Below are 24,092 nucleotides of genomic sequence, written 5' to 3'. Positions count from 1 at the left end.
AAGGCGCCTGCTACGCGTTCATCATGGCAAAGGCCTCGGCAGGCGACGAATGGTGGAATTGGTAGAACTGCGCTGTCTGCCCAACATGGATTTCATATTCCTCTTCCGCTAATCCTGCTATCAGCGCTTCGGCCACTTCCAGCGGCGGAATGCCGTTTTCACCCCCGATATCCTGCGAAAAATCCGTGTTGACGAGGGGTGGCATCAACTCAAACACCCGAATGTCGGTGGTTTTGGCAAGCGTATGCCGCAAGGCCTGGGTGTAGGAATGCAGCGCCGCTTTGCTGGCCGAATAAGTCGGGACGGCCACGCTCGGGGCGAAGGCTACAATGGAGGAAACGTTCACGATGGCCGCTTCCGGCTGCTGGCTGAGCACGGGCAGCAACTGCTCGGTCAGTCGCACGACGGCCAAGTAGTTGGTTGAAATTTCGGTTTCGGCTTTCGCGAAGGCATCTGCCCCAGCCGCCAACTGGTACGCTGATGCCTGCCCCGCATTGTTAATCAGCACACTTAGCTCGCCAAACGCTGCTTGCACCTGCTGCACCAGTTTTGTTACGGCTGCCTCGTCGGTTACGTCGCACGCGATGGCCGCGGCGCCCGGCAGTTGTGCGGCGGCTTGCTGTAGCCGGGCTTCGCTGCGGCCCGTGATGATGACCCGGTTGCCTTTCTCAATTAGCAGCTTGGCAATGGCCAAGCCAATACCGGAGCCACCGCCTGTAACAAGCACTGTTTTATTTGAAATGTCCATGATAAATGGGTTGAAAAAAGAGGTTACTGGAAAATCAATGGATAGTGGCGACTCTCTGAGTGGGCTGTTTTCAGGTTGAATATTTCTGTACAATGAGCGTAGCCGTGTGCCCACCAAAACCGAAGGAGTTGCTCATGGCATAGGTTACGGGCCGGTAGGCAGGCTCCCCTAGCGTGAGTTGAAACCGGCCGACCACAGCTGGGTCGGGCTGCGTGGTATTGATGGTGGGCGGCACCACATCGTGCTGCACCGCCTGCACGCAGGCAATGGCCTCAATGGCCCCGGCTGCCCCAAGCAGGTGCCCGGTCATGGACTTAGTAGCGCTGATGTGCAGGTGAGGAGTTGGGCCAAAAACCCGCTCAAAAGCGCGTAGCTCACTGGCATCGCCTAATCCCGTAGACGTCGCATGCGCATTCAAATAATCAATCTGCGCGGCGTGCAGGCCAGCATCGTCAAGGGCCGCCAGCATGCTCAGATAAGCCCCTCTCCTTCCGGGTGCGGGCCGGTGAGGTGATAAGCATCGGCGGCCATGCCGCCCCAACTACCTCCGCCAGCACCGGGGCTCCGCGCCGTAGGGCGTGCTTGTACTCTTCCAAAATCAGCGCGCCGGCTCCTTCGCCCACCACAAATCCGTCGCGGCGCACATCAAAAGGCCGCGAGGCAGAGGCCGGGTCGTCGTTTTGGGTTGACAAGGCCCGAATGGCGTTGTAGCTACCGATACCCGTCTCGTTGATGGCGGCCTCGGAGCCACCGGCAATCATCACGTCGGCTTTGCCGAGGCGGATATAGTTGAAGGCATCCACAAGAGCCGTAGTGGAGGTAGCGCAAGCCGAAACCGTGGCATAGTTTGGCCCTCGCAAACCGTGACGGATAGAAATCAGCCCGGCGGCAATGTCCACAATCATTTTCGAGGCAAAAAAAGGGCTGAAGCGCGGCGTGCCGTCGCCGTGGGCAAACTCGGTTATCTGCTCCTGCAACGTGCCCAGGCCGCCCGCTCCCGAACCCCAAATAACCCCAATACGGTTGCGATTCAGCTCCGGGAAAGCGAGCTGCGCGTGACCAATGGCTTCCTCGGCGGCTACCAGCGCGTATTGCGTAAACAGGTCGTACTTACGGATTTCGCCTCGGTCCAGAAAGTCGAGCGGATCGAAGCCTTTGATTTCGCAAGCAAAGCGAGTTTTAAACTTGCTGGCGTCGAAGCGCGTGATAGGCGCGGCTCCGCTCGTACCGGCCAGCAGCGCCCGGCCGAAAGCCGCGGCATTATTGCCAATGGGCGTCAGGGCACCCACACCCGTAACGACCACACGTTTTAAGCTAGGCATGAAAACAAACTTGAAATGAAAGGGAAGACTTCACTAGTGGTCAGTCAGGCTGACGGTTACTGGCCCGCTGCCAAACAAAGCACTAGCTAGGCCGCGTTTGGTCTGCGGAAAAGCCTCGAACACAATAGTCTGCGCAGTGGAAAGCAGTGCTTTGCCCCAATGCCCTGTACAAACCAGAAAACCACCAGCATCCAAATGTTGCAGGCCGTACCGCACAGCCCGGACACCACCATAAACACTGCAAATGACCCTGTAAAGTAGCGCCGCCAGAAAGCTGGTAATAGGAATAGTGATGACGTTGGCAATGGCATACGCAGTAATCACCCTCGGCATGTTGGTCAGCGTTACGCTGGGGTTGCCGCTTATGCGCGACAGTGCCACGTTCATACTACTGGTGTCGGTCAGCTGTATAACCGCCGCCGCAATGACGGTAACACACAGCAGGAACAGGCAGAGAGTGCTCATTTAACAATCTATTTTATACCAATCGGTATATTCTGAAGCAAAAAAAATCAGTTGGCTACCAGCTCGGTTTCAATTAGGTGCTCGATATGGTCGAGGCTGGTGAATAAGGCCATTGGCTCGCCGGTAGCTTTAGCTAACATGATACCGCCTTCTACCAGCGCAATAAACAGCAATGCGTAGCGGCTGGCGTCGGCAGCTGACTTGATTTCACCGGTTTGCTGGCCTTTCTCAATGATGCGCACGATCTGCTGTTTCCAGCCTTGCAACACGTCCTGCACTCGCTGGTGCAGAGCGGCGGGCGGTGCGTCGTCCACTTCGATGGCCGTGTTCAGGATGGGGCAGCCGCCAGACGTGCACATCCGGGGGTAAACCTGGCGGTAAAAGCGCGTCATGCTTAAGAGTTGCTCTCGAGCGTTGGTGCTGTTGTGAATGCCGGCCCGCACACCTTCCCGCACGAACGAGATGTTGTAGTCGAAAGCCGCCAGTGCCACCTCTTCTTTGTTTTCGAAGTTGCCATAGATGGCGCCTTTGGTTAGACCGGTGGCCGTGGTGAGGTCATTCAAAGACGTGCCCGCATATCCCATTTTGTTGAAAATGGGGGCCGTTTGCTCGATGATGAACTGACGGGTGCGCTCTGCTTTGGACATGACAATCAGAAGTAGCGGCAAATATATACCGATTGGTATTAAAAACGACTAGAGTCGCAAAAAGTTTTGCAGTGCACAGTTTTCAATATCTTCTATCATGCTATCTGTGCTCCTTTTGGCATAACGCTAATCAGAAACTCAATGCCCGTTGAAAATCAGGTACAATCCTACCATCACTACTGCTAAGGCACCCCATAGGGTGCGGACGCGCTTCGTTGGCTTGACTAGCACCCCGTACTCCACGGCTTCGCGGTTTTCTTGGCCGGCTTTATCGGTGAGAGAGAGCAGCACGGCCGCAAGGAAGAGGGCCGCGAAGATGTAGAAGGACAATATCAAGTAGTGCGGCCAGAAACTGTATTTATCTGGCGGTAGCACCCACAGATACACCACTCCCACTCCTAAACTGAACGCCGAGCCCACCGACAGAATCAGGTTCACTGTTCGGCGGGTGGTGCGCCGCCAGAATACCGACAACAGGAACACCACGGCCAGCGGCGGCGCAATAAACCCGAGCACCGCTTGAAATACATCGAACAGGTTAAGGCCCTTCACCGAGTCGATGGCAAGCGCCACAAGTACGGCGAAAGCGCAGCCCACCAATACCGTCACGCGGCCAACCCGTACCACGTCCTTTTCGGTGGCGTGACGGTTGATATTGCGGGCGTACACATCCATGGCAAACACAGTGCTCAGCGCATTGAGCGAGGAGCTTATAGTGCCCACCAGCACCGCAATCAGCACCACGATAACCAGTCCCTTCATGCCGGTCGGGAACAGGCTCGTCACCATTGTCATATAAGCTTGGTCGGGACTGGCGAGGTTGGGGAACAGCACGTAGCAGAGCACCCCGGTTAGGATGAACAGTGGCAATGATAGGATCTTGAGCCAACCGATGAAGTTTACGCCCAACTGCCCCTGCTCTAAGTTCTTCGCCCCTAGTACTGACTGCACCATGGCCTGATCGGTACAGAAAAACGCCACCGCCGACACCGGGTAGCCTAGCAAAATGGCGTACCACGGGTATTTCGGGTCGGAAGCGGGCTGCACAAGGTTCCAGTAGTGGCTTGGTACGCTGTGCCAGAGCGCATTCAGTCCGCCTACTTTCATTACCCCATCACGGTGAGCGTGAGCGAAACCCCGATGAGCAGCAACATCTGAAACACGTTTACCCTGGCAATAGCTTTCAAGCCGCCGGCAAACGTGAACAACCCCGCAAACAGTACCAGCACAATCACCGACTGCCACATCGGAATACCCAGAATCTGCCGCACCAGCACCCCACCCGAGAACAAGCCCAACGACAACCACGAAATCAGAATCTTAATCAGGGCGTAACAGGCGAGGATATTTTGGGTGGAATCGCCGTACTGCCGGCCCATGAACCCGGGCATGGTGCTCACGTTGGCGGCCAGGTAGCGAGGCGCGAATACTACGGCCAGCAAAAACAGAAACACGAAGGCGTACCACTCGAAATTCACCGCCACAATGCCCGTGCTATAGCCAATCGAGGCGAATGCCAGCAGCATGGAAGGCCCCACATTGGTACCCCACATATTGAACCCAATACTAGCCCACCCCAACGACTTATTCGCCAGAAACAACGATTCCTCGGTTTTCTCTTTCTTCGAGAAGCTGGCCCGGTAGCCAATGGCAAACAGAATAACGAGGTACGCCACCACAATGGCGTAGTCCCAGAAGGTGAGCCGGCCGAGTAGATTATTGCCCATGCGGGTAGCGTTTAGGTAGGATTGGGAAGGGTGCTAAATGAAGAAGAATGTCCTGCTGAGCGGAGTCGAAGCATTTCGCGCGAATCGTTGAGTTAGCATTGCAACCTCAGCACGCGAGATGCTTCGACTCCGCTCAGCAGGACGGATATAGTTTGACAACGTCAGCACGCGAGGGGATTGAACCCTTGGCTTGAGGCGACACATACTCCGCAGGGCGTTCATAAGGAAGCTTTAGCCATCTATTCTATATCGTCACTCTATGCTCGGCCAGCACGTCGCGGACTTTCACGGGCTGGCCCGTTTGCAACGAGCGGTCCATGGCTTGCAGGAGGGCAATGGTGCCGATGCCCTCGCGGATATCGGGGTAGGCGGTGAAGTTCTGCTCGATGGAATCGGCGAAGTATTCCAGGTAGTTCTGGTATTCGCCGGCGTGGTGGCTTTTGCCTTCGAAGCGGAAATAATGCTTCAGCTTGTGCTCCCAGGTCACGATTCTTTCTTCGCCGGTACGGTCGGTGATGGCGTAGCGCAGGTCCATGTAGTCGCCTTGGCTACAGCCTTCGGTGCCGCGCAGGATGCAGCTCATTTCCGAGTCGCGGGTGACGGGCTGCACGGGGCCAGTGTAGGCGCCACTCACGCGGGCCACGCGGCCGTCGGTGGTTTTAAAAATGAAGTGCATAGTGTCTTGGTGCTTGAGGCCGCCTTTCGCACCGTTCGAGCTGAGCATGCCGTAGCCCATCACTTCCTCGACGTTGGGCAAGTACCACCGGATGAAATCTACGGGGTGGCTGAGGCCGCCATACAACCACTTGAAGGCGTTTTCCAACGACCAGCCTTTCTCCAGAAACCACCGGTGGTCGGCGTGGTAGTACGCTTCGATGGTAATTAACTCCCCTAGCAAGCCCGCTTCGAAATCAACCCGCTGCCGTTTCATCGGCTCGAAAAAGCGGGAGCTTTGGCCGATAAACACCTTCTTGCCCGATTGCTCGGCCAACGCCAGCAGTTCGTTCGCCTTCGACAAATCGTCGATGAAGGGCTTGGTGCAAACCACGTGCTTACCGTGCTCCAGCGCCAGCTTCACGTGCTCGGCGTGCAGGTGGTCGGGCGTGTAGATGGCAATGGCGTTGATTTCCGGGTCTTCGAGCATGTCCTGGTAGTGCGTCGTGACCCGGCCTTGAAACTGAAACTCCGCGACTCGGTGTCGGCACAAGTCCTCATTTCGGTCGCAGATGGTTTGCAACGACACTTTCGGGCTGTTAAGCGCGGCCGACATGGTGCTTCGCCCCTCACCCAAACCCAGAATTCCTAATTTCAGCATTGTAGTTTCTAGTTGATTATCGTGATGATCGTCCCGCTTCATCTCGCCTGTGCCCTTAGCTTGCTACTGTTATGCTGAGCATGTGGCGCATCAAGCCAAGGATGCCACGAAGCCAACGCATTTGGCGTGCTGACGCTAGAGAGGGTATTGTCATGCTTAGCGCAGCCGAAGCATCTCGCTCGACTCGTTGGGTTAGCGTTGCAACCTCAGCACGCGAGATACTTCGGCAAGCTCAGCATGACGGATATACTTTGGCAAAATCAGCACACCTGATGCTGCGGTTCCGCTCAACATGAGGGTCTTTTACACTATTTGATAATAGTTTTCACTGGCGCGGCCACGGGCTTGAGAAACACCCAAACGTCGCCGGGCTTGGTACCGGGGATACCTTCCTGATACTGCTTCATTAGTGCGTTCCATTCATCGACGCGCGGGTTGTTCTCGGTGGTTTTTGGGTTTAGCTCGTCGAGGCTGGCACCCTTTGGAACGCTGATGACCAGCATAAGCTGCCGCTCGTTCCGGAACACCAAGAGTTGCTGAAAACTAGCCTTGCAAAAGCCCGCGGCCACTTCCGGCCACAACTCGAACTGCGTGGCGTGGTAGCGTAAGTACTCTTGTTGCTTGGCCGGGTCGCGCACCAAGTTGGCCGTCAGGAGTAGGTTGTCCCACTGCTGGCTGACCGTTTTGTCGGTGCACCACTGCCGGTCGAATTTGTAGAACGGCGCGGCGTAGTGCTTTACTGTCGCCCCGGGGTAAGCGGCAGTTAGGGGCTGCTGTAGCCTCTGGATGCTGGCGGCGGGCCCATACACAACCAAGTGATTTTGCCAACGATACACGCTCGAAGTAGGCACTTGGTACTGCTTGCACAGCGCCAGCAGCTTATCGGCGGCAACCGGCGCCGCGTTCAACCCGACTACTTCTAGGATGGCTGCTTTTCCACTCGTTTGGGCGCAAGCAGAACCAAGAGCAAACAGCAGCAAAACCGTCGTTAGAAGGCAAACCAAGGAACGAGGCCGCGACAGGTAATAGTGTTTCGGCGATGAATTATTGCTACCGCGCGAATTCAATACCAGCAACAAGGGCAAGACGCAGGTATGCAGTTTCACTTCGTTCCAGGTATCAAGTGGTGGCTTTTTCATTACACCGCTTGGTAAGTCACCACGTATTCCCGGTTTTTCTCTAGCTGTAGCTCGTACTGCCCGTTGCCTTTCGCTTGAATCTTAACGCCTTTGCAGCTTGGCTTCGACTTGCTGCGGAAGCGCAATGTGCCAGTGCCGGCGGCGGCCTTTACTTTGAGCTGCTGGACACTGGCGGTCAGCGTGATGTCGCCTTGGGGCGTGGGCACCGTGCCTTCCATCCACTGCAAGCCGCCCAGATTCGGCACCACTTCGTAGGTGGCGTAACCGGCGGTTAGCGGTTTTACCCCCAGGTAGTACTTGCCCAGCAAGTAAATTGGGCTGGCTCCCCAGGCGTGGCAAAGGCTCTTGCCAAAGGGCCGGCCGTACATGGCGTAGTGCTCGGCGCCCTTTTTGGCGGGGTCGTATTCTTCCCAGAACGAAGTAGCGCCTAAATCGAGCATGCCGCCCCAGTAGCTCTTCATTTCCTTGAGCACGTAGGGCTGCTCGCCCAGGGCACATAGCGCTTCCAGCTCATAGAAGCGCATGTAGGGCGTGGTGATTTTAGCTACTTGCGGGTTCAGCAGCACCGATTTTTTCACTTGCTGCTGCTGCTCAGGCGAGAGGTAGTTGAAAAAGATGCTGAACATGTTGGCGTAGCGCGTTACGTTGTCGGTGGGCTGGCCATTCACGCGGCTGTGTACTAGGGCACCTTTCTCGGCATTCCAGTACGTGGTGAAGATTTTGGTTTTGAGGTCGGCGGCTAGTTGCTGGTATTTCTGCGCGCCGGCTTGGTCGTTTACCAGATTAGCGCACAGGGCCATGCTTTCCAGGCTGCGGCAAAACAAGAGTTGTTCGAAACTGACCTCGCCCTTCTTACTCAGGCCATCGGCCCAATCGATAAATACCCAGTCGCCGGCCAAGCCTTCAAGCAAACCGTCTTTGTTGCGGCGCGCGAGGCAATAGTCCATCAGGCTTTGCATGCGCGGGTAAAGCTGCGTCACCACGGTTTTGTCGCCGGTGTACTGGTAGGCGTCGTAGATGCCAATAAACCAGTAGAAGGTGTAGTCCATGATGGTATTGATGTGGCTGGTTACGGGGTCTTTGCCGCGCAACGCGAAGGTGGTGCGGTTCACCGTCGGCGTGTCGAAGTACAGGTAGTAGTTCATCAGGTAGCTCTGGTAGGCGTCGCCCGACCATATCCACCGGTCCCGCTTGATGCCGTCGATGAAAAACTCGCGCGTATTCAGGTGCATGGTGTAGGCCGCCACGTCCCAGATCTTGTTTAGTTGCTCATCGGAACACCGAAACTTGCCCCGCTCCACCACCGGCGCGTACTCATACAGCATCGACACCGAATCAAGGCTCACGCTCGCTTCTGGCCGGATATTCACGTAGCGGAACGCTTTCGACAGCGCGGTCAGCTTATCGCCTTTCTGCGGCTGGTCCACGCTCAGGCGCTCCAGCGTTTCGCAGGTTTCGGTGGCTAAGGCTTCTTCTCTTGACTCGCCGAAGTACAGCGTCACCGGCCCCTTCCCTTTCAGGCCGTGCAGTTGCACGTAGCCAAAGGTTTCGCGCCCGAAGTCCACTACCATGCCGCCTGCCGGGGTGCGCGTTACGCTGGCTGCCCGCCGCGGCTCGGTTGTCAGGCGGAAGGCGGAAGGCAGCACCTGCGGATCGTTGAAATTCCAGGAACCCGCCGTCAGCCACGTCGTACCCGATTGATCGGAAACTTTGCCCGACGCGTCAATCCACTCCTTGTCCTCGTACGTCACCAGCCACGACCCATCGGTGGCGATGGTGGCGCCGCGCACGTACACCGCCGGCACGTGCTCTTGGTTGTAGACTTTGATGTTGAGGCGGTGCTTGCCCGCGGGCACCGTCAGCCGTTCGGGCGCGCCGGAAATCAGCTTGCCATCCAGCTTTACGTTGTACTGCCCTTCGGCGCGCAGTTCAATTTCCTCCGGCTGCTTGAGGTCGAAATCCTGGTGAAAATCAATCAGGGCATAATGGCTATCCAGCCGCCAAAACGGCGGAAAAAACGAGCCCCGCTCGGTGCGCCGGTTCTGCATTTGATTGCCCAACCAGATTTCGTAATCACCAGGATACCAAATCCAAGTGGCTGCTTTCGAGCGTTGCTGCGCTTGGGAAGCACTTGTAAGCAACGTCAGTAGCATAACGGCGGCCGTGGCAATGCGGGTCAGATACTGGTTTATCATCAGGTGGGGTGATAGGTTGATCGGCCTTAAGTCGAATACTTGCTCAGTTATTTATGCTATGCTTAAGTGACCTTTCTTCTGAGTATGTGGCGCATCATGTCAAGGACCTATGCATCTGGCGTGCTGACATTGAAGCAGTAACCGTCATGCTGAGCGCAGTCGAAGCATCTCGCGTGGTGTCGTTGCAGTGCTAATTGGATTTACTACACTAGCGAGATGCTTCGACTGCGCTCAGCATGACGGTTACTGCTTCAATGTCAGCACGCGAGATGCTTCGACTGCGGCTGCGCCTCCCCTCAGCATGACGGGCTACTTATCCTTTATTTTTCACTGTTTGACTTGTGCTCCGTTAGCTGCTGGCTTCTTTATTTGTTCGGCAAGCAAATCACGGTAGGCGGGTTCTAGGCCGGCGGCTTGCTTGATGGCGTTGGCTACCATGGGGCCGTTGTTTTTCCAGACGTTGCCGGGGCCGTTGGCATTGGCGAGAAACTTCTCGGCCGGGCACCAATTGTCTTGGACTGTGATGCCCGCCGAGCCTTCATCCAAGTACAAGTAAAACCAGTGGTCGGGGTCGTGCACGTAGGGCGCCTGGCCGATTTCCTCGACGCGGTTTTCGGTGATGGTGGTACCGGGTTGGGCCGAGAGGGTGTAGATGCCGGCTACGTCGTAGGTGTGTTGGGCGTAGTGGTGAATGTAGTTGGCCGTCACGCGGTTGTCGCGCATGCAGTTGGCGGTTTTGGTCCAGCCCCATCCTACGCTGATGCCAGTGTAAGGCACTTGCGAAACTTCGTTGTGACGAATGGTAGTGTTTCGCACAAAGCCGGCGGCAATACCCACGCAGCCCCAATCCTCGTTGGCGCAATCAGTGAGCAGGTTGTTTTCCAGCAGCTCGTTGGTGCAGATTTCGCGCTCGTCTTTGGGGTTGTAGGGCAGGTGCGTTTCGGTGCCTTCGTCGGAGAATTTGCCGAGTTGGATGCCGTTGCCGGCCACGTCGCGAAAGGTGCAGCCGACTACTGCATCGTTGTGGGTGCTGCTTTGGTAATCGAGGGCGGCTGAGGCCATGTGCAGGAACTGGCACCGCTCGAAGCGCGTGTGGTGCACACCCGCAAGCTCCACGCCCGCGGGCGGACGACCAATCCAGGCTTGGTTTTCGAGACCGGCTTTATCGGGGGTACCGGGTTGTTGAAGCGAGTAGCCATCCAGCAAATACATGCCCGCCTGCAACGGCACGTGGCCTTGCTCGGAGGGTCGCAGCCAGGTGGTATAAGCAAAGGTTAGGCCCTTGAACTGCACGTAGGCTACCGGCTGGTCTAGGCTGCCCGACACTTGCACCAGGGTTTCCAGCACCGGCGCCACCACGTGGGCGCTGCTCATGGTTTCGCCCGGCCGGGGCCAGTACAACACTTGTCCACGTTGCCCATCATAGTGCCACTCGCCGGGCTGATCGAGTAGCTCGACGGCGTTGGTTAGGTAGAAGGCCGAGCTGCCGTTTTTGCCGTTGATGATGGGCCGGGGCCAAGGGTGCTCGAACTGAACTTTGCTTTCGGGCTCATGAAACGTGACGCGGACCTTGGCACCTTGCACTGTTAGCGTCTTGACGCGCAGCACATTCACGGCCCACATCTGGTGCAGCACCATTTCCAGTTGGCCTGCCTGCCGTAGCGTGCCTACCGCAGTGGCCGTAATCCAGGCTTCTTGCTTGTCCACGTCCCACGTGAGCAGGCGTGGCAGGTTGTCATCATTAGGGGTGCGGGCCCGGACGGCTTTGCGGCCATTCACCCACAGCTGCCGAAACGCCAAGGCCCGGCCACCTACCATCGGCACATCGGCCACCCATACTTGCCCCTGCGCGGCAGCCGGCAAACCGAGCCGGTTGCTACCATCTTTGCGCCAGCCGGTTAGGGTCACGCCACCACTCAATACAGGTTGCTCGTTGGGAGCGGCTTCAATCAGCGTCGGACTGGTCACAGTACCGGCATCTTCGGGCCGCAGAAACAACGGCTCGTACAGTCGGTACTCGCCCCGCGCACCCAAATGTGCACACCCGTTTGCACCGAAGGATCGTTCAACCGGCGCAAATTCCGCGCTTGCCGCAAAGCTGCCGCTACCGTAGCCAGCGGCTGCAAGGCCGTACCAGCAGCCCGGTCAGAACCTTTTGGCGACACCCATATATCAGCCGCGTAGCCTTGGGCAGTCAGCAGGCTGAACGCGAGTAGCAGGCCGTATGAAAGAGTTCGTATCATCAATGCTTCTAAGTGTTCAATCTGCGGTGGAAGCAAGAGCTGGTTCCTTCCCTTATCTGAGTAGCTAGGAGTGGTTGATAATCATCGTTCACTCAGTTCGTCATGCTGAGCGCAGTCGAAGCATCTCGCCAGTGTGGTAAACTCAACCTCAGCACGCGAGATGCTTCGACTGCGCTCAGCATGACGTTCTGATGGTGTCGTTCAACGACTGGTCAACCACCCCTAACTCATCCTCGGATGAGGAGAGGAATTAGATTTTAGTCTTCATCTAATTCTGGTTTTTGGCTTCTTCGGTAGCCGGCGTTGACTTGTTGAAAGCGGCTTGCAAGGCCTCGAAGCCTTTTAGGGCGTTTGATGGTAGTAGCTCGCCGTTTTTGCCGAACACCTTTTGGGTTTCTTCTTTTTCGATGGTGACTTTAGACTCGTCGAGCTTGCCGGTTTTGTCTTCGGCGGCAGAAAGGTTTAGGGTTAGGTTCTTGGCTAGGAACTCGTACATGGCTTGGCGCTTCGAGGCGCCGTAGTCGTGGCCTTCTTTGGGGAGGTGCACGTTCTCAACTAAGCTGGATTTACCGTAGTAGCCGTAGATTTTCTGGAGGTAGGGATACGCCACTTCGGGCGTGTGGGCGGTCCAGTCGCCGCCGTCGGTGATGGCGAGTTGGGGGCGCGGGGCGGCCATGGCGGCTAGCTCGGCATTGTTGGTGCCGTTGCCGCAGAGGTGCACGGGCATGCCACTTTCGCACGGGCAGCCACCATTGTGGTAGGTGGAGAGCATCACGACCGGCACACTTACTTTGATCCGGTCGTCGAGGGCGGTGAGCAGCATGGTTTGGCTGCCGCCACCCGAGCCGCCGGTAATGGCTACGCGGGTTTTATCAGCGTCTTTCAAGGACAGCAAATAATCCAGGCTGCGCAGGCCGTTCAGGGCCTGCACCGTCATGGCCAGGCTGCGGCGGTGATCTTCGCTCTTGAATTGCAGCAAGGATTCGCCCCACGCAAACAGGTCGTAGCTGTACACCATGGCGCCCATGCGGGCCAGGGTGGCGCACCGATACTGCGCGTCGGCTCGGTAGCGGCCGTCGCCGAAGTGCCCATCGGGGCTGATGATAACGGGCACTTTGCCCTTGGCTTTGAGCGGCTTATACAACGAACCGGTTACGTACACGCCCGGCATGGTTTCCAGGGCCACATTTTCCACGGTGTAGCCGTCGTACTGGCGCTTGTTGGTGATGATGGGTTTGCTGGTGGGTTTGGGCGGCATCGGGGAGAGGCGCAACGCCTCCCACATGCAGCTTCGCAATTCGGCTTTGCGCTTTTCCCAAGTAGCCGCGTCGTGGTAGCGGGTGGCGAGGTAGGCGAGTTGCGCGGCACCTTCTTCGGGCGTTTTCAGGTGGTACTGGAAGGGTTTGAGCTTGTAGGCCTTATCGCCGGTTTTGGAAACTTGGAGGTCAAACGGGGCCAGCACGTTTTTCAGGGTTTCGTCTACGTCAGGGCGGTAGCGCCACTCGGCGTAGGTCACCCACTTATCCTTCACCATGGCCGCGTCGGGCCTGATTTTCACGCCGTAGCGCTGCTGAATCTGGTCGAGCACGGTTTGCAGCGGCAGGCGGTACTGGTCGTCCGAGGTTTGAGCCGTAGTGGCCGTGGTCAGCAGCAGAAAGCCGAAAAGCAGGTGAAGGATTCTGGACATGGAGAAGGAACAGGTTATTATCAAGCAGTAAATCTGATAGAGCCACCATGCTGCGCTAGCTCATGAATCTCGCGCGCTGTCATTGCAATACACTTGTCATGCTGAGCGCAGCCGGAGGCGGAGTCGAAGCACCTCGCGTGCTGACGTTGCCACAGTATACCCGTCATGCTGGGCGTTAGGCGCTTCAAGCCAGGGGTGCAATCAAGCCGGAGCATCTCGCTCGAATCGTTAGGTTAGTATTGCAACCTCAGCACGCGAGATGCTTCGACTCCGCTCAGCATGACGATCTTTTTGTGTTGTAGATGACTACACGCTAGATGTTCGGCTAACACAACCAGGGCTTTTATTTAGTCTTGCGTGATTTCGGCTGTGGCGGAGGGGGCTTGGTAGCCTTTCATGGCGGGCCACTGGCCGTTTTCGATTTTGACCAACTTCAACTTTTTCGGGTCGATGACGGCGTGCTTGATGCTTTTGCGACGCCAGGTGTACACGAAGTGCACCAGGCCATCTTTCGTTTGAATTACCGAGGGGTAGGAATACTGGCTGATGGGCGAGTCTTCGAGGATGGCGGCGGCGTACCAGGTTTTGCCGTCTTTGGAAACGGCCACGTTCAGCGGCGTGCGGGGGCCTTTGGCGAGGGTGCCGGGCGGCAATACGTGGTTGTACACCAGCAACTGGCGGCCGTCGGCCAGGGTCACAGCGTCGGTGCCGGAATTGTTGTTGGGCAGGTTGGTTTTGGCCAGCGGCGACCAGGTTTTGCCGTTGTCATCCGACCACGACTCCAGAATAGCCCGGTCGCGGCTGCGGCACAGCACTTGCAAGCGGCCCTTTTTGTGCACCAGTATGCTCGGCTGAATAGCGCCCTGCGTCGGGCCGTTCTCGACGGGGGCCGTCATGGTCCAGGTCTTGCCGAAGTCCGGCGTGGCCTCGAAGTGCACGCGCCAGCCGCCGCTGCCTTCGGTGCTGGTGGGGCTGAGCAAGGTGCCGTTTTGGAGGAGCACCGGCTTGTTTTTCACCGGCCCGATGTAGCCTTCCGGCAGGGCCTCGGCCGCCGACCACGTCAGGCCACCGTCTTTCGAGGTTTTCAGCCACCCTTTCCAGTCCGAGGGCTTGGGGCCGATTTTGTAGAACAGCAGGAGGTCGCCGCCGGGGGCCTGGTAGAGCACCGGGTTCCAGGTGGGGTAGCGCAGGGTTTCGTTCACTACACCATTAGCGACTTCCACGGGCGTGGTCCAGCGGCCGTTTTCTTGCCGGCTCACCCAAATACCCACGTCGGGGTTGCGCTCCTTGGTGCCGCCAAACCACGCGGCCACAAGTCCCTTTGGGGTTTCGGCAATGGTGGCGGCGTGGCTTTCCGGAAACGGCGCTTTCTCGAAGATGAACTCATCGGCCAGAATGCCTTGCTTCCACGGGTTGGTTTGCGCCGCTAGGTTGCCCGCTAATAGGCTTCCAATTACAACCAGAAGTATCTTTTTCATGCAGTGGTCTTGCTATGCAACCTGAATTATTGGTTTAGCTCCAGGCTAGCTAAAATAAATGGGCCCGTACCTTTCGGATCGTTCACCCGAATGGGCTCCTTGATGTAGTATTCATATGACCCGTCGCGGTCGGCGCTAAGGCCCGCTACTTCGCACACTTGCAGCAAATTCAGTTCGCCGTCGGGCTTGGTTTCCACGAAACGGTCGAGGATACCGGAATAGCCTTTCTCGGCGGCGCGCAGGTAGGTTTTGTCGAGATAGTGGCGGTTGGCGCCTTTGGCCAAGGCGTACACAAACATGCACGAAGCCGAGGCCTCCAGGTAGTTGCCGGCTCGCTCGGGCTGGTCCATTACCTGGTACCAGAGGCCAGATTTCGGGTCTTGGTATTTATGCACGGCTACAGCCACCCGGTCCAGAATGGCAAGCAGGTTTTTGCGCTGCGGGTGCTTCTCGGGGAAGTAGTCGAGCACGTCGACCAAGGCCATGGCGTACCAGCCCATGGCCCGGCCCCACACATTCTGCGAAACGCCGGTTTGCTTGTTGGCCCACGGCTGCATGCGACTCTCGTCCCACCCGTGGTAGAGCAGGCCGGTTTTGGGGTCGCGCAGCTGCTTTTCCAGCAAGATCAACTGCCGGGCCACTTCATCGAAGGCGGCTTCGTCGTGGAAGGTGCTGGCGTATTGGGTCAGGAACGGGCTGGCCATGTAGGCGCCGTCCAGCCACATCTGCCAGGGGTACTTCAGCTTGTGCCAGTAGCCGCCTTCCGTGGTTTTGGGCTGCCACTTCAGTTGGTAACGCAGCTGGTCGAGGGCCTTGCGGTATTTCTCGTCTTTGGTGAGGCTGTAGAGGTTGAACAGGACTTTGCCGGAGTTGAGGTTGTCGAGGCTGAGGTCTTCGGGCTTGTAGGTGTTGATGGCGCCCTGCTGGTCCACCATTTTGTCGCCGTAGCGCTGAATGTAAGCCAGGTACTTTGGGTCCTTGGTTTTGCGCCACACTTCTTCCAGGGCATGAATAATCAAGCCTTGGGTGTAGCCCCACGTGTCTTTCTGCGCGGCATCGGCCATCCAGGGGCTGCGGTTGAGCACCGACACCATCATCCGCTCCGACCATTTCTTGGGGGCCCGCGGGTCGGCGGGCTCGGTTAGCTCGGTTAGGTCGTGGTCGAAGAGCGGTCCGCCGAAGCTCGGTGACGCAATCAGCGCACTAGCTATGCCATACACTGCTATCCAACGTCCGGCGAAATTGTCGTTCATATCCACGAAATCAATCACTTAGTATTGGCTACAAAGGCGTAGTCCCCGGACCCAACCTCGAATACGGCCCTATCCCCTTCCATGCGCACGAACTTCACGCCCGCCACACCGGACACTTTTTTGCCGCTTTCCTCCACGTCTTTCACGTCTTTGGCCGGGATATAAACCAGCGCCTTGGTATTGCCGGGCACGGTGATATTCCAGGTGAAGCGCTTGGGCTCCTGTTTCCAGCTACTCTTTACCAAGCCGCGCACCGAGCGGTACGAGGCCTGCACCGATGTGAGGCCAGCTGTGGGCGTGGGCTTCATTTCCAGGCGCTGGAAGCCGGGCGCCTCGGGGCGGACTTGATGCCGGCCAGGTTTTCATAGTACCAAACCAGCAGGTCGCCGAGCAGCATCACGTGGTTTTGGGAGTTCATGGCGGGGTCGGCAGTGTTGCCGTTCCACAGCTCCCAAATGGTGGTGGCGCCGTTGGCGGCCATGTAGCCCCAGCTTGGGTAGTCGCGGTTGGTGGCCAGGCGCAGGGCAATATCGGGGCGGCCGTGCGCGGTGAGGCCGCGCATCAACCACTGCGTGCCGATTACGCCGGTGCTGATGTGGCCCTTGTTTTCCACCAGAATCTTGTCGGCAATGTTCTGAAACACCTTGCCTTGATCTTCTTCGGGCACCATGCCGTAGGCCAGCGGCAGCAGGTTGGCCGTGACGGTGCCGTTGCTGTACTGGCAGGTTTCCTTGTTCAAGAATTTCTGGTTGAAGGCAGTTTTCAGGTCGGCGGCCAGGGTGGCAAACTCCTGCGCGTCCTGCGGCTTATCGAGCACCTTCGCGAAGCCCTGCATCAAGCCTAACAGGTGGTAGTAGGTGCTGCTAGCAATGAGCACACCGTCGGTGTTGCGGGCGGGGTCCTTGGAGTGAATCAGCTCTTTCGACTCGGGCGGTACGCACCAGTCGCCGTACTTGTCTTTGGTGACAAGGCCATTTTCCGAATAGTTCTGGCGCATGTAGGTCAGCCAGCGCTTCATGGAGTCGTAGTGGCGGGTAAGCGGGGCGACGTCGCCGTACTGCCGGTAGAGCATGTCGGCGATGGTGAGGTAGGTGCCGGGCCAGGTTACGTTGTCGCCGTAGTAGCGCCAGAACGCGGGGGCCACGTCGGGGATGCTGCCGTCGGCTTTTTGGGCCTGCTCGATGTCGCGGAGCCACTTGGCGTAGAGGCGGGCGTTGTCGAACACGAAACTCTCGCCGTAGGCCCCGGTGGTCCGGTCGCCGAGCCACGGCTGCCGCTCGTTGCGCTGCGGGCAGTCGATGGGCATGCCTTTGTAGTTGCCGCGGATGCCCCAGTAGGCGTTTTTGTACACCTGGTTGATGGTGGCGTCGGAGGTGGTGAACTCGCCGGTGGTGGCAATGTTGTCGTACACGATGCGGCCATCGAAATCGGCTACGGTGGGCGCGGCGCCGGGCCAGTTGCTGATTTCCGCGTAGCGGAAGCCGCGGAAGACGAAGGTCGGCTCCCACGTTTCGCGCCCGCCGCCTTTGAGCGTGTACACATCGGTTACGCGGGCGTCGCGCAGGTTGGCTACGTACAGCTCGCCGCTTTTCTGCAAGGTTTCGGCGAAGCGCAAGGTCACCTTCTGGCCTTTCGGGCCGCTAGTGCGCAGTCGCAGCCAGCCTACCATGTTCTGGCCCATGTCCAGGATGTACTTGCCGCCGGCTAGTGGCTTGATGGACACCGGCTTGATGGTTTCCATCACCTTCATGTTCTCGTTCATCTGCGCCTCAAACGCGCCGCCGGGCTCCTGCACCAGCTCGGCCTTCCCCCACTTCTTGGCGTCGAAACCGGCGGTGCTCCAACCGGGCATTTCCTTGGTGGCGTCGTATTCTTCGCCGTCGTACTCGTTGTTGGTGCGGATGGGGCCGTCGGCGGTGCCCTGCCAGGTATCATCGGTTTTGATGACGTCGCGGGTGCCGTCGGCGTAGGTTACTTCCAATTGCATGAGCAGCTTGGGGTAGCCGAAGGTCTTGATTTTGTAGGGCTTGTAGTTCTGGCGCATGGCGTAGAACCGGCCGTTGCCGAGCACGGTGCCTAGCGCGTTGGGCCCCTGCTTGAGCAGCGGCGTTACGTCGTAGGTGTTGTACTTCACGCCCTTGGTGTAGTCGGTGGGACCGGGCGCCAGCACCTGCTCCCCTACCCGCTGCCCGTTCACGTACAGCTCGTACAGCCCCAGCCCGATGATGTAGGCCGTGGCTTGCTTGATGGGCTTCTCGGTTTTGAATTCCTTGCGGAAGTAGCGCGCCGACAGCCGGGCGTGGCTTTCCTCTTTGTCCCAGGCAAACGCCCGGTCGAAGCCAATCCAGCGGCCTTTCCAGTCGAGGTAGTTCAGCAAGCCCACGCTCCAGCGGGCCGGCGTGCTCCAGGCGGTTTCGCCCTGGTTGGTCCAGGTGCGCACTTTCCAGTAGCACTGCGCCCGGCTCCGCAGCGGCGCGCCCGCATACGCCACGTGCACCGACTGCCCCGAATTGACCTTGCCCGAGTTCCACAGGTCGCCTTCGTCGGCAGCCAGCTTCTCTGGCGTGGAGGCCACCAGCACTTGGTAGGCGGTTTGCTCCAGGCCACGCTCGACACCGGTCAACTCCCAACTCAGGCGCGGCGCCGTTACGTCGATGCCTTCAGGGTTGGTGAGTAGCTCGCAGCGTAGGCGTTGGAGCTGCACGGCCGCGGGCTTATTCGCCCGGAAAGCCGTGAGCAGTAAGATCGTACAAAGAAAGACAAACAGGCGTTTCGCGTTCATAGGGAATGACCCTACCCCCAGTTCCCTCTCTTTTCGGAAAGGGAAAGCCTGACGATTGGCAGGCGCAGTCCGCGGGTTTGTGCAGGGCACTTTTGGAATCCCATAGTTCGCCAAATTTCCCGCTCGTTCATTCTACGATCTTAGCATAATGCTTTAGGATTTGGGCATGGTGGGTAGAGCACCGTATGGACTTATCGGCGCGGTTCGGCCGTTGTCCAGTCCTGCAAGTCGATGTTAGCTAAGCGGCTTAAATGCTTGTAGTTATTGGACACCATCACCATGTTGTTGACGATGGCTGTGGCTCCAATTAGAATATCAAAATCATCTACCATCAGGCCCTGTCGGCGCAGCCTGGCTTTTTCGGCAGCATACACATCCAGCGCGTCATATACCGGAATGACGGCAAATTTGGGAATGAATGCTTCGACAATAGGCCGCATTATTTCCGGCGTTTTGCTGTTCTCGACGCCGTATTTCAACTCCGCTACTGTCATTTCGGAAATACAGCAGTTTTGCGGCCCTACTTCCTCTATTTTACGATCAAGCTGATACAGGCCCTTGATGAAATAGATGCAAATATTGGTGTCTAGCAGGCAGTTTTTCAAAGCGCCTCAATGTCTCGGTTAGAAACTCTGGAATTTCTAATAGAGGCTATGATTTCTTCCGCGGTTTCTTCGCTTTGATATGCCCCGAAGAGAGCTGCCAAACTCGGAACCGGCTGCGGCTGCGCCTCCTTTAACGACTGAGATAGTCGAGAAATCAAGTCCAACTTGCTGTCGGCATTCAAGTTGCTCAGAACGCCGAAATAGTAATCGGCTTGGCTTGAGTGTGAGGTAATCGGTTGCATTTCGGATTTTTCGAGGTTGAATATTCGTATATACTTTCTTGCTGCTCTCAAACTGTTATTCACTAAAAAAATTTCATTTATTCCACGATTATAGCAAAAATCTTCTCGGTATTTGAGCAATAAATTTTTCTGAGTTTATGGATATCCTTTATGAAACTAAGGTGTTCCTGCGCCTTTTTTGACATAAAATACGCTGCTTATAGAGCTACTTTACTTAAGTACATGTGATGAGCACTGTTCAAGTAGATCATTATTCTAATTCGTATTTCTTAATCAATTCTTTATACTTTTTGTAAATCCATTCGAATGAATCCTTTCTGTAATGAATTAATTCAGTAGCATTACAATTATGGGTTAAGTCGTTTAATTTAGTACCGCTATCTACATACTCAAAGTTATTTAAATACTCATTATCTATAACCATTGGAAAAATTGAGACGTTGAAACCTTTCTCTTTATGCTTTTTTAGGTAAAACATCATAGAATCTGTCTTTGACAATCCACCACCAGATCCTTCAAGAGCAAAATATCCAAGACCATACTGATAAATTACTCTTCCTGTCGATTGTTCTGAAATTACTGGAACGACTAAATTCCAAGAACTATGGTCTTTATACCTTTCTATAAACAGGTAAACATCAATGTTATCCTTGATTCCCTCAATCAAAGTTACATCACTACCTCCTAAAGTAGTTTTAAAATCAGTAAAAACAGGCTTTATATCTACTTTTAACGGATCAGGTTTTATTTCGTCCTGTATTTGAATTTGTTCCTTTTTTGCATAGATTGAAATATTGAACAAACTAAAAGACCCAAAGGTGTTTTTTATGCCATTGTAGCTAAAATCAATCATAGTCGTAAGATTTAGTGTTTCAGCCAAAAATTAGATACCCTCTACCAGACTAAGCAGGAATAGCAGGTATTTGACCTTAATATACACGATTGTAGCGAAAAGCATACTTTATCAAGTAAGACAAGGAAGGATGCATCAGGACAATAAGGCTACTTTCAAAGCTAAGATTGTCATTAGTAACAAACATGGCAATGATCACATTCCGTCATTTCGGCAGTTTTCTACCTAAAGTAGGTCATCAGAGTGACGAATGTTCTACCGCTGTCCGACCGTCGCCGCCTGTTGCTGCTTGCCGGTGAAATTGAAGTAGAGGGTGATTTCCTTGGCGTATGAGGGGTCTTTGCTGTAGTCGTAGTACATGTTGGTTTTGCCCATCGGGCCCATGTTCTCGGCTTTCTGCGACTTGGTGCCGATGGGCGTGATGCCGTGCATGAAGGAGATGCTGCCGCTCGGGAAGGCCGGTGCCGTGTTATAGGGCGTGGCCGAGAAGCGCGGCGTGAACAGGCGCAGGTACACGTCTTCCTGGTCGCAAACGATGGTGAAGGGCTGGCCGGTGGTTTGGAGGGTCAACCAGTAGAAGTTGGAGTAGTAGCCCTTGAACTCGGGGTACTCGGGGCCGCGGGTGCCGTCGGGCTCGCCGGTGGAGGTGTTGTTGTAGGCTTTGTCCCACACGCCGAGGGTGGTGCCTTTCATGCGGTCCTTCCATACGCGGTAGGGTCCGTCGCCGCGCCATTGGGCGCCGCGCACTTCTTTTTCGGGGTAGCTGAAGCTGAGGCCAGCCAGCGCGAAATCATAGTCTTTGGGGAAGTACTTGGCACTCATGCGCACCCAACCCGAAGGGTACACCGTCCATTGCAACGACTGGTAGCGGCTGGTTTTGTTGAACTTGGCTTCGATGACCACATTCTGGCCGTCCTGCCGCTGGCTGAGGCCCTCGAAAGCCGTTTCGCCCTCGGCTAATACCGGGCCGTTGGTTAGCGGGATGATACCCTTGGCGTTGCGCACCTGCCGCAGCAAGCCGGATTTGCGGCTGAAGGTCAGCTCTACGCCGTTGGCGGCTACATTATATAAGGAGTCGGTCTCCGTGAGCTTGGCCGCGCCGGGGCCTTCGGTGCGGATAAGCTGCTGGGCCACCGCGGCGGGCCGGGCAATGGGCCAGCTCCAGGTGTAAATCTCGCGGCCGGCAGGGTCTTGGGCCGTGATGTAGAGCACGTCGTGGCGCTGCCAGTCGGGGGCAGTGCGAGTTGCAAGGTGCCGTAGGTGCCGCCGGGCGTGACGGAAGGCGCCGCAACGGTTCCCGTTTTGGTGATGGGCGCGGCTTTGCTACCGGGGCCGGGCAGTTGAGTGAGCTTCCAGGTGAACTTACACTGGTTGAGGTTGGTGAAGTGGAAACGGTTTTGCACCCGGAACGAACCATCGAAAGCGGGCGTGATTTCGCGGCGCTCGAAGAACACCGGCGACCATACTTCCTTGATGGTGAAGTAGCTTCCCTCCTTTTCGCGGTACGGGCCGAGGATGCCGTCGGCGCCGTGGTTGCCGTCGGTGTCGAGGATGCCGCCTTTGTCGGTGCGGACTACGCCAGCGTCGGAGAAGTCCCACAGGAAACCACCGGCCGAAAGCGGGTGCGCCCACATCTGCTCCCAATAGTCTTGCAGGCCGGCACCGTGGCCGCCGTCGTAGAGGCCGTGTAAGAACTCGGTGGGAAACACCACGTTGTGGCCGTTGAGGTGGGTACCGTTGCCATAGTCGTAGTTAATGTAGTGCTGCGTATCCATGCCGCGGAACACCTGCCATGCGTGAATGACGGGGCGTTTCTGGAGGTCGAGGCGGTCGAGCACGGGGTCGAAGTCGAAGTTGTGGCCGCCTTCGTTGCCGTTCACCCACACCACAATACTGGGGTGAGTTTCGTCTTTCACCACCATTTCCTCGGTGAGCTTGGTGCCGGTGGGCGTGTCGTAGTTGCCGTGCCAGCCGGCTACTTCATCGAGCACGAAAAGGCCTAAGGAGTCGCAGGCAGCCAGGAAATGGTCGTCGGGCGGGTAGTGCGACATGCGCACGGCGTTCATGTTCATGTCCTTCATCAGGTTCACGTCCGTGACGCTGAGCGCCTTGCTGGTGGTGCGGCCCGAGGTGGGCCAGAACGAGTGCCGGCACACGCCTTTGAACTTGATTTTAATGCCGTTCACGTAGAAGCCTTCCCGCTCGCGCAGCTCCACCGTGCGGAAGCCTACGCGCTTGTCGAGGGTGTGCACGGGCTGACCGCTCTTGCGCAATGTGAAGGTTACGCGGTACAGGTTGGGGGCTTCCGGCGTCCAGAGTTTCGGCGAAGCCAACGTGGTTTGCAGACGCGTGGCGGCGCTGCCCGCGGCTACGGTGGCTTTGAACTCGCCGCCGGCTTTCTGCCCATCGAGCGTGTAGAGTTGGCCTACCACTTCATCGGCGGCTGTCCCGTTCACGTACACGTCGGCTTTGAACGAGCCATCAGCTTTGGCGTCCACGGCCACGCGGTTGAGGTGCGTGGTGGGCAGCGCTTCCAAAAACACCGGCCGGAAGATGCCACCGAACAGCCAGAAGTCGCCGCGCCGCTCGGCGTCGTTCACCGATTCGTTGGTGGAATGCTTGGATACGGTGGCTTCGAGCAGGTTGGTTTTGCCGTATTGCAGCAGCTTGGTGATGTCGTATTTGAAGCGGTAGTACGAGCCTTGGTGCACCGCCCCGCCGACTGGCCGTTGATCTTTACCTCAGTATCGGTCATCGAGCCATCAAACACAATGTTTACCGTCTTGCCTTTCCAGGTGGCGGGCACGTTGAACTGATACTTGTAGAGGCCCTTTTCCTTGCCGCGCGCGGTGTCTTTGTCGTGGCCGTAGTTGTACTTGCCGAAGCCCTGCAACTCCCAATTCGAGGGCACGGCAATGGTGGTCCACTTGCCGGAATTGCGCCCGGCAGTGCAGTAGAACTTCCACTTCTTCGTGTGGTCTTTGTCGGTACCAGACAGGAACATCGTTTCGGTGCCCTGCGCGTGCAACTGAGTGAACGGCAGCAGCAAGAGCAGCAGCGCAACGAACTTAGACGCAGTAGAAGTGGTGGACATTGGAAGGGGATTGGGTAAGCGAAAATCAATTAATCATCCATCCTACTGAAGCGCAGCCGCAGCATAACGTTTAGTGACGTTATTGCTAACTAGAACGTCATGCTGAGCTTGTCGAAGCATCTCGCTCGACTCGTTGAACTAGTTTGGCATCCTCAGCACGCGAGATGCTTCGACTCCGCTCAGCATGACGGGTATAGTGTGGCAACGACGACATGCGAAATGCTGCGGCTTCGTTGGACTGCGCTCAGCATGACATTAGCTTTGCAATGCCAATAAGCCGAGTACTTCGTTAGGCAG

General features: G+C 56.8%; 20 protein-coding genes and 1 pseudogene. All 21 read right to left on the bottom strand.

Annotated elements, in window-relative coordinates; translation table 11 throughout:
- Positions 1–10: 10 nt before the first annotated feature.
- Positions 11–748 (bottom strand): SDR family oxidoreductase, encoded by a 738-nt coding sequence (locus tag MUN86_RS09090; protein WP_245124407.1) that lies wholly within the window; start codon positions 746–748, stop codon positions 11–13.
- Between the two features lie 70 nt (positions 749–818).
- A pseudogene (fabF, locus tag MUN86_RS09085) lies at positions 819–2,070 on the bottom strand (beta-ketoacyl-ACP synthase II).
- Between the two features lie 33 nt (positions 2,071–2,103).
- Positions 2,104–2,535 carry an efflux MFS transporter permease gene (locus MUN86_RS09080; protein WP_245124404.1) on the bottom strand — a complete coding sequence of 144 codons (432 nt, stop codon included), beginning with the start codon at positions 2,533–2,535 and terminating at the stop codon, positions 2,104–2,106.
- Positions 2,536–2,582: 47 nt separating this feature from the next.
- Positions 2,583–3,182, bottom strand: a complete 600-nt coding sequence (locus tag MUN86_RS09075) for a TetR/AcrR family transcriptional regulator (RefSeq protein WP_245124402.1) — start codon at positions 3,180–3,182, stop codon at positions 2,583–2,585.
- A 138-nt stretch (positions 3,183–3,320) separates the two neighbouring features.
- On the bottom strand, positions 3,321–4,289 hold the full coding sequence (locus tag MUN86_RS09070) for a sodium:solute symporter family transporter (RefSeq protein WP_280640618.1): 969 nt from the start codon (positions 4,287–4,289) through the stop codon (positions 3,321–3,323).
- Positions 4,289–4,909: a sodium:solute symporter family transporter gene (locus tag MUN86_RS31150; RefSeq protein ID WP_280640617.1), complete on the bottom strand. Its 621-nt coding sequence runs from the start codon at positions 4,907–4,909 to the stop codon at positions 4,289–4,291. Before MUN86_RS31150 ends, MUN86_RS09070 begins: the two co-directional genes overlap by 1 nt.
- A gap of 244 nt (positions 4,910–5,153) precedes the next feature.
- Entirely contained in the window at positions 5,154–6,224 is a 1,071-nt protein-coding gene (locus tag MUN86_RS09065) for a Gfo/Idh/MocA family protein (protein WP_245124399.1), read from the bottom strand.
- A gap of 308 nt (positions 6,225–6,532) precedes the next feature.
- Positions 6,533–7,363 (bottom strand): L-rhamnose mutarotase, encoded by an 831-nt coding sequence (locus tag MUN86_RS09060; RefSeq protein WP_245124396.1) that lies wholly within the window; start codon positions 7,361–7,363, stop codon positions 6,533–6,535.
- Positions 7,363–9,558, bottom strand: a complete 2,196-nt coding sequence (locus tag MUN86_RS09055) for an alpha-L-rhamnosidase-related protein (RefSeq protein WP_245124393.1) — start codon at positions 9,556–9,558, stop codon at positions 7,363–7,365. Before MUN86_RS09055 ends, MUN86_RS09060 begins: the two co-directional genes overlap by 1 nt.
- 327 nt (positions 9,559–9,885) lie before the next feature.
- Positions 9,886–11,556, bottom strand: coding sequence for a right-handed parallel beta-helix repeat-containing protein (locus MUN86_RS09050; protein WP_245124391.1), 1,671 nt, complete (start codon positions 11,554–11,556; stop codon positions 9,886–9,888).
- Positions 11,523–11,801: a hypothetical protein gene (locus MUN86_RS09045; protein WP_245124388.1), complete on the bottom strand. Its 279-nt coding sequence runs from the start codon at positions 11,799–11,801 to the stop codon at positions 11,523–11,525. Before MUN86_RS09045 ends, MUN86_RS09050 begins: the two co-directional genes overlap by 34 nt.
- A gap of 268 nt (positions 11,802–12,069) precedes the next feature.
- Positions 12,070–13,488, bottom strand: a complete 1,419-nt coding sequence (locus tag MUN86_RS09040; protein WP_245124385.1) for an alpha/beta hydrolase family protein — start codon at positions 13,486–13,488, stop codon at positions 12,070–12,072.
- Between the two features lie 347 nt (positions 13,489–13,835).
- Positions 13,836–14,966, bottom strand: a complete 1,131-nt coding sequence (locus MUN86_RS09035; RefSeq protein WP_245124383.1) for a sialidase family protein — start codon at positions 14,964–14,966, stop codon at positions 13,836–13,838.
- Between the two features lie 26 nt (positions 14,967–14,992).
- Positions 14,993–16,219, bottom strand: a complete 1,227-nt coding sequence (locus MUN86_RS09030) for a glycoside hydrolase family 88/105 protein (protein WP_245124380.1) — start codon at positions 16,217–16,219, stop codon at positions 14,993–14,995.
- 14 nt (positions 16,220–16,233) lie between these two features.
- Positions 16,234–16,527, bottom strand: a complete 294-nt coding sequence (locus tag MUN86_RS09025; protein WP_245124377.1) for an alpha-L-rhamnosidase C-terminal domain-containing protein — start codon at positions 16,525–16,527, stop codon at positions 16,234–16,236.
- Positions 16,524–19,001 carry a family 78 glycoside hydrolase catalytic domain gene (locus MUN86_RS09020; RefSeq protein ID WP_245124373.1) on the bottom strand — a complete coding sequence of 826 codons (2,478 nt, stop codon included), beginning with the start codon at positions 18,999–19,001 and terminating at the stop codon, positions 16,524–16,526. Before MUN86_RS09020 ends, MUN86_RS09025 begins: the two co-directional genes overlap by 4 nt.
- Before the next feature lie 191 nt (positions 19,002–19,192).
- A complete protein-coding gene (locus tag MUN86_RS09015) occupies positions 19,193–19,606 on the bottom strand; it encodes a type II toxin-antitoxin system VapC family toxin (protein ID WP_245124370.1) in 414 nt (137 codons plus the stop codon).
- Positions 19,607–20,098: 492 nt separating this feature from the next.
- A complete protein-coding gene (locus MUN86_RS09010; RefSeq protein WP_245124368.1) occupies positions 20,099–20,701 on the bottom strand; it encodes a hypothetical protein in 603 nt (200 codons plus the stop codon).
- 255 nt (positions 20,702–20,956) lie between these two features.
- Positions 20,957–21,604 (bottom strand): beta-galactosidase small subunit-related protein, encoded by a 648-nt coding sequence (locus tag MUN86_RS09005; RefSeq protein ID WP_245125678.1) that lies wholly within the window; start codon positions 21,602–21,604, stop codon positions 20,957–20,959.
- A 155-nt stretch (positions 21,605–21,759) separates the two neighbouring features.
- Complete coding sequence (locus MUN86_RS09000; RefSeq protein ID WP_245124366.1) at positions 21,760–23,412, bottom strand: glycoside hydrolase family 2 protein; 1,653 nt, start codon at positions 23,410–23,412, stop codon at positions 21,760–21,762.
- Positions 23,298–23,795: a sugar-binding domain-containing protein gene (locus MUN86_RS08995; protein WP_245124364.1), complete on the bottom strand. Its 498-nt coding sequence runs from the start codon at positions 23,793–23,795 to the stop codon at positions 23,298–23,300. The genes MUN86_RS09000 and MUN86_RS08995 overlap by 115 nt, the downstream gene beginning before the upstream one ends.
- Between the last annotated feature and the right edge of the window lie 297 nt (positions 23,796–24,092).

This window comes from Hymenobacter volaticus, from assembly GCF_022921055.1.
Lineage (GTDB): Bacteria > Bacteroidota > Bacteroidia > Cytophagales > Hymenobacteraceae > Hymenobacter > Hymenobacter volaticus.
Note: the sequence above shows the minus strand (reverse complement) of the source record. Positions and strands in the feature narration are given on the sequence as shown.

What these genes read in the sequence shown, in the direction of transcription:
- MUN86_RS09080 (WP_245124404.1), bottom strand. Translation starts at nt 2,535, where the DNA reads ATGAGCACTCTCTGCCTGTTCCTGCTGTGTGTTACCGTCATTGCGGCG.
- MUN86_RS09055 (WP_245124393.1), bottom strand. Translation starts at nt 9,558, where the DNA reads ATGATAAACCAGTATCTGACCCGCATTGCCACGGCCGCCGTTATGCTA.
- MUN86_RS09090 (WP_245124407.1), bottom strand. Translation starts at nt 748, where the DNA reads ATGGACATTTCAAATAAAACAGTGCTTGTTACAGGCGGTGGCTCCGGT.
- MUN86_RS09040 (WP_245124385.1), bottom strand. Translation starts at nt 13,488, where the DNA reads ATGTCCAGAATCCTTCACCTGCTTTTCGGCTTTCTGCTGCTGACCACG.
- MUN86_RS09020 (WP_245124373.1), bottom strand. Translation starts at nt 19,001, where the DNA reads ATGAACGCGAAACGCCTGTTTGTCTTTCTTTGTACGATCTTACTGCTC.
- MUN86_RS09075 (WP_245124402.1), bottom strand. Translation starts at nt 3,182, where the DNA reads ATGTCCAAAGCAGAGCGCACCCGTCAGTTCATCATCGAGCAAACGGCC.
- MUN86_RS09025 (WP_245124377.1), bottom strand. Translation starts at nt 16,527, where the DNA reads ATGAAGCCCACGCCCACAGCTGGCCTCACATCGGTGCAGGCCTCGTAC.
- MUN86_RS09030 (WP_245124380.1), bottom strand. Translation starts at nt 16,219, where the DNA reads ATGAACGACAATTTCGCCGGACGTTGGATAGCAGTGTATGGCATAGCT.
- MUN86_RS09010 (WP_245124368.1), bottom strand. Translation starts at nt 20,701, where the DNA reads ATGATTGATTTTAGCTACAATGGCATAAAAAACACCTTTGGGTCTTTT.
- MUN86_RS09065 (WP_245124399.1), bottom strand. Translation starts at nt 6,224, where the DNA reads ATGCTGAAATTAGGAATTCTGGGTTTGGGTGAGGGGCGAAGCACCATG.
- MUN86_RS09045 (WP_245124388.1), bottom strand. Translation starts at nt 11,801, where the DNA reads ATGATACGAACTCTTTCATACGGCCTGCTACTCGCGTTCAGCCTGCTG.
- MUN86_RS09060 (WP_245124396.1), bottom strand. Translation starts at nt 7,363, where the DNA reads ATGAAAAAGCCACCACTTGATACCTGGAACGAAGTGAAACTGCATACC.
- MUN86_RS09070 (WP_280640618.1), bottom strand. Translation starts at nt 4,289, where the DNA reads ATGAAAGTAGGCGGACTGAATGCGCTCTGGCACAGCGTACCAAGCCAC.
- MUN86_RS09035 (WP_245124383.1), bottom strand. Translation starts at nt 14,966, where the DNA reads ATGAAAAAGATACTTCTGGTTGTAATTGGAAGCCTATTAGCGGGCAAC.
- MUN86_RS31150 (WP_280640617.1), bottom strand. Translation starts at nt 4,909, where the DNA reads ATGGGCAATAATCTACTCGGCCGGCTCACCTTCTGGGACTACGCCATT.
- MUN86_RS08995 (WP_245124364.1), bottom strand. Translation starts at nt 23,795, where the DNA reads ATGTCCACCACTTCTACTGCGTCTAAGTTCGTTGCGCTGCTGCTCTTG.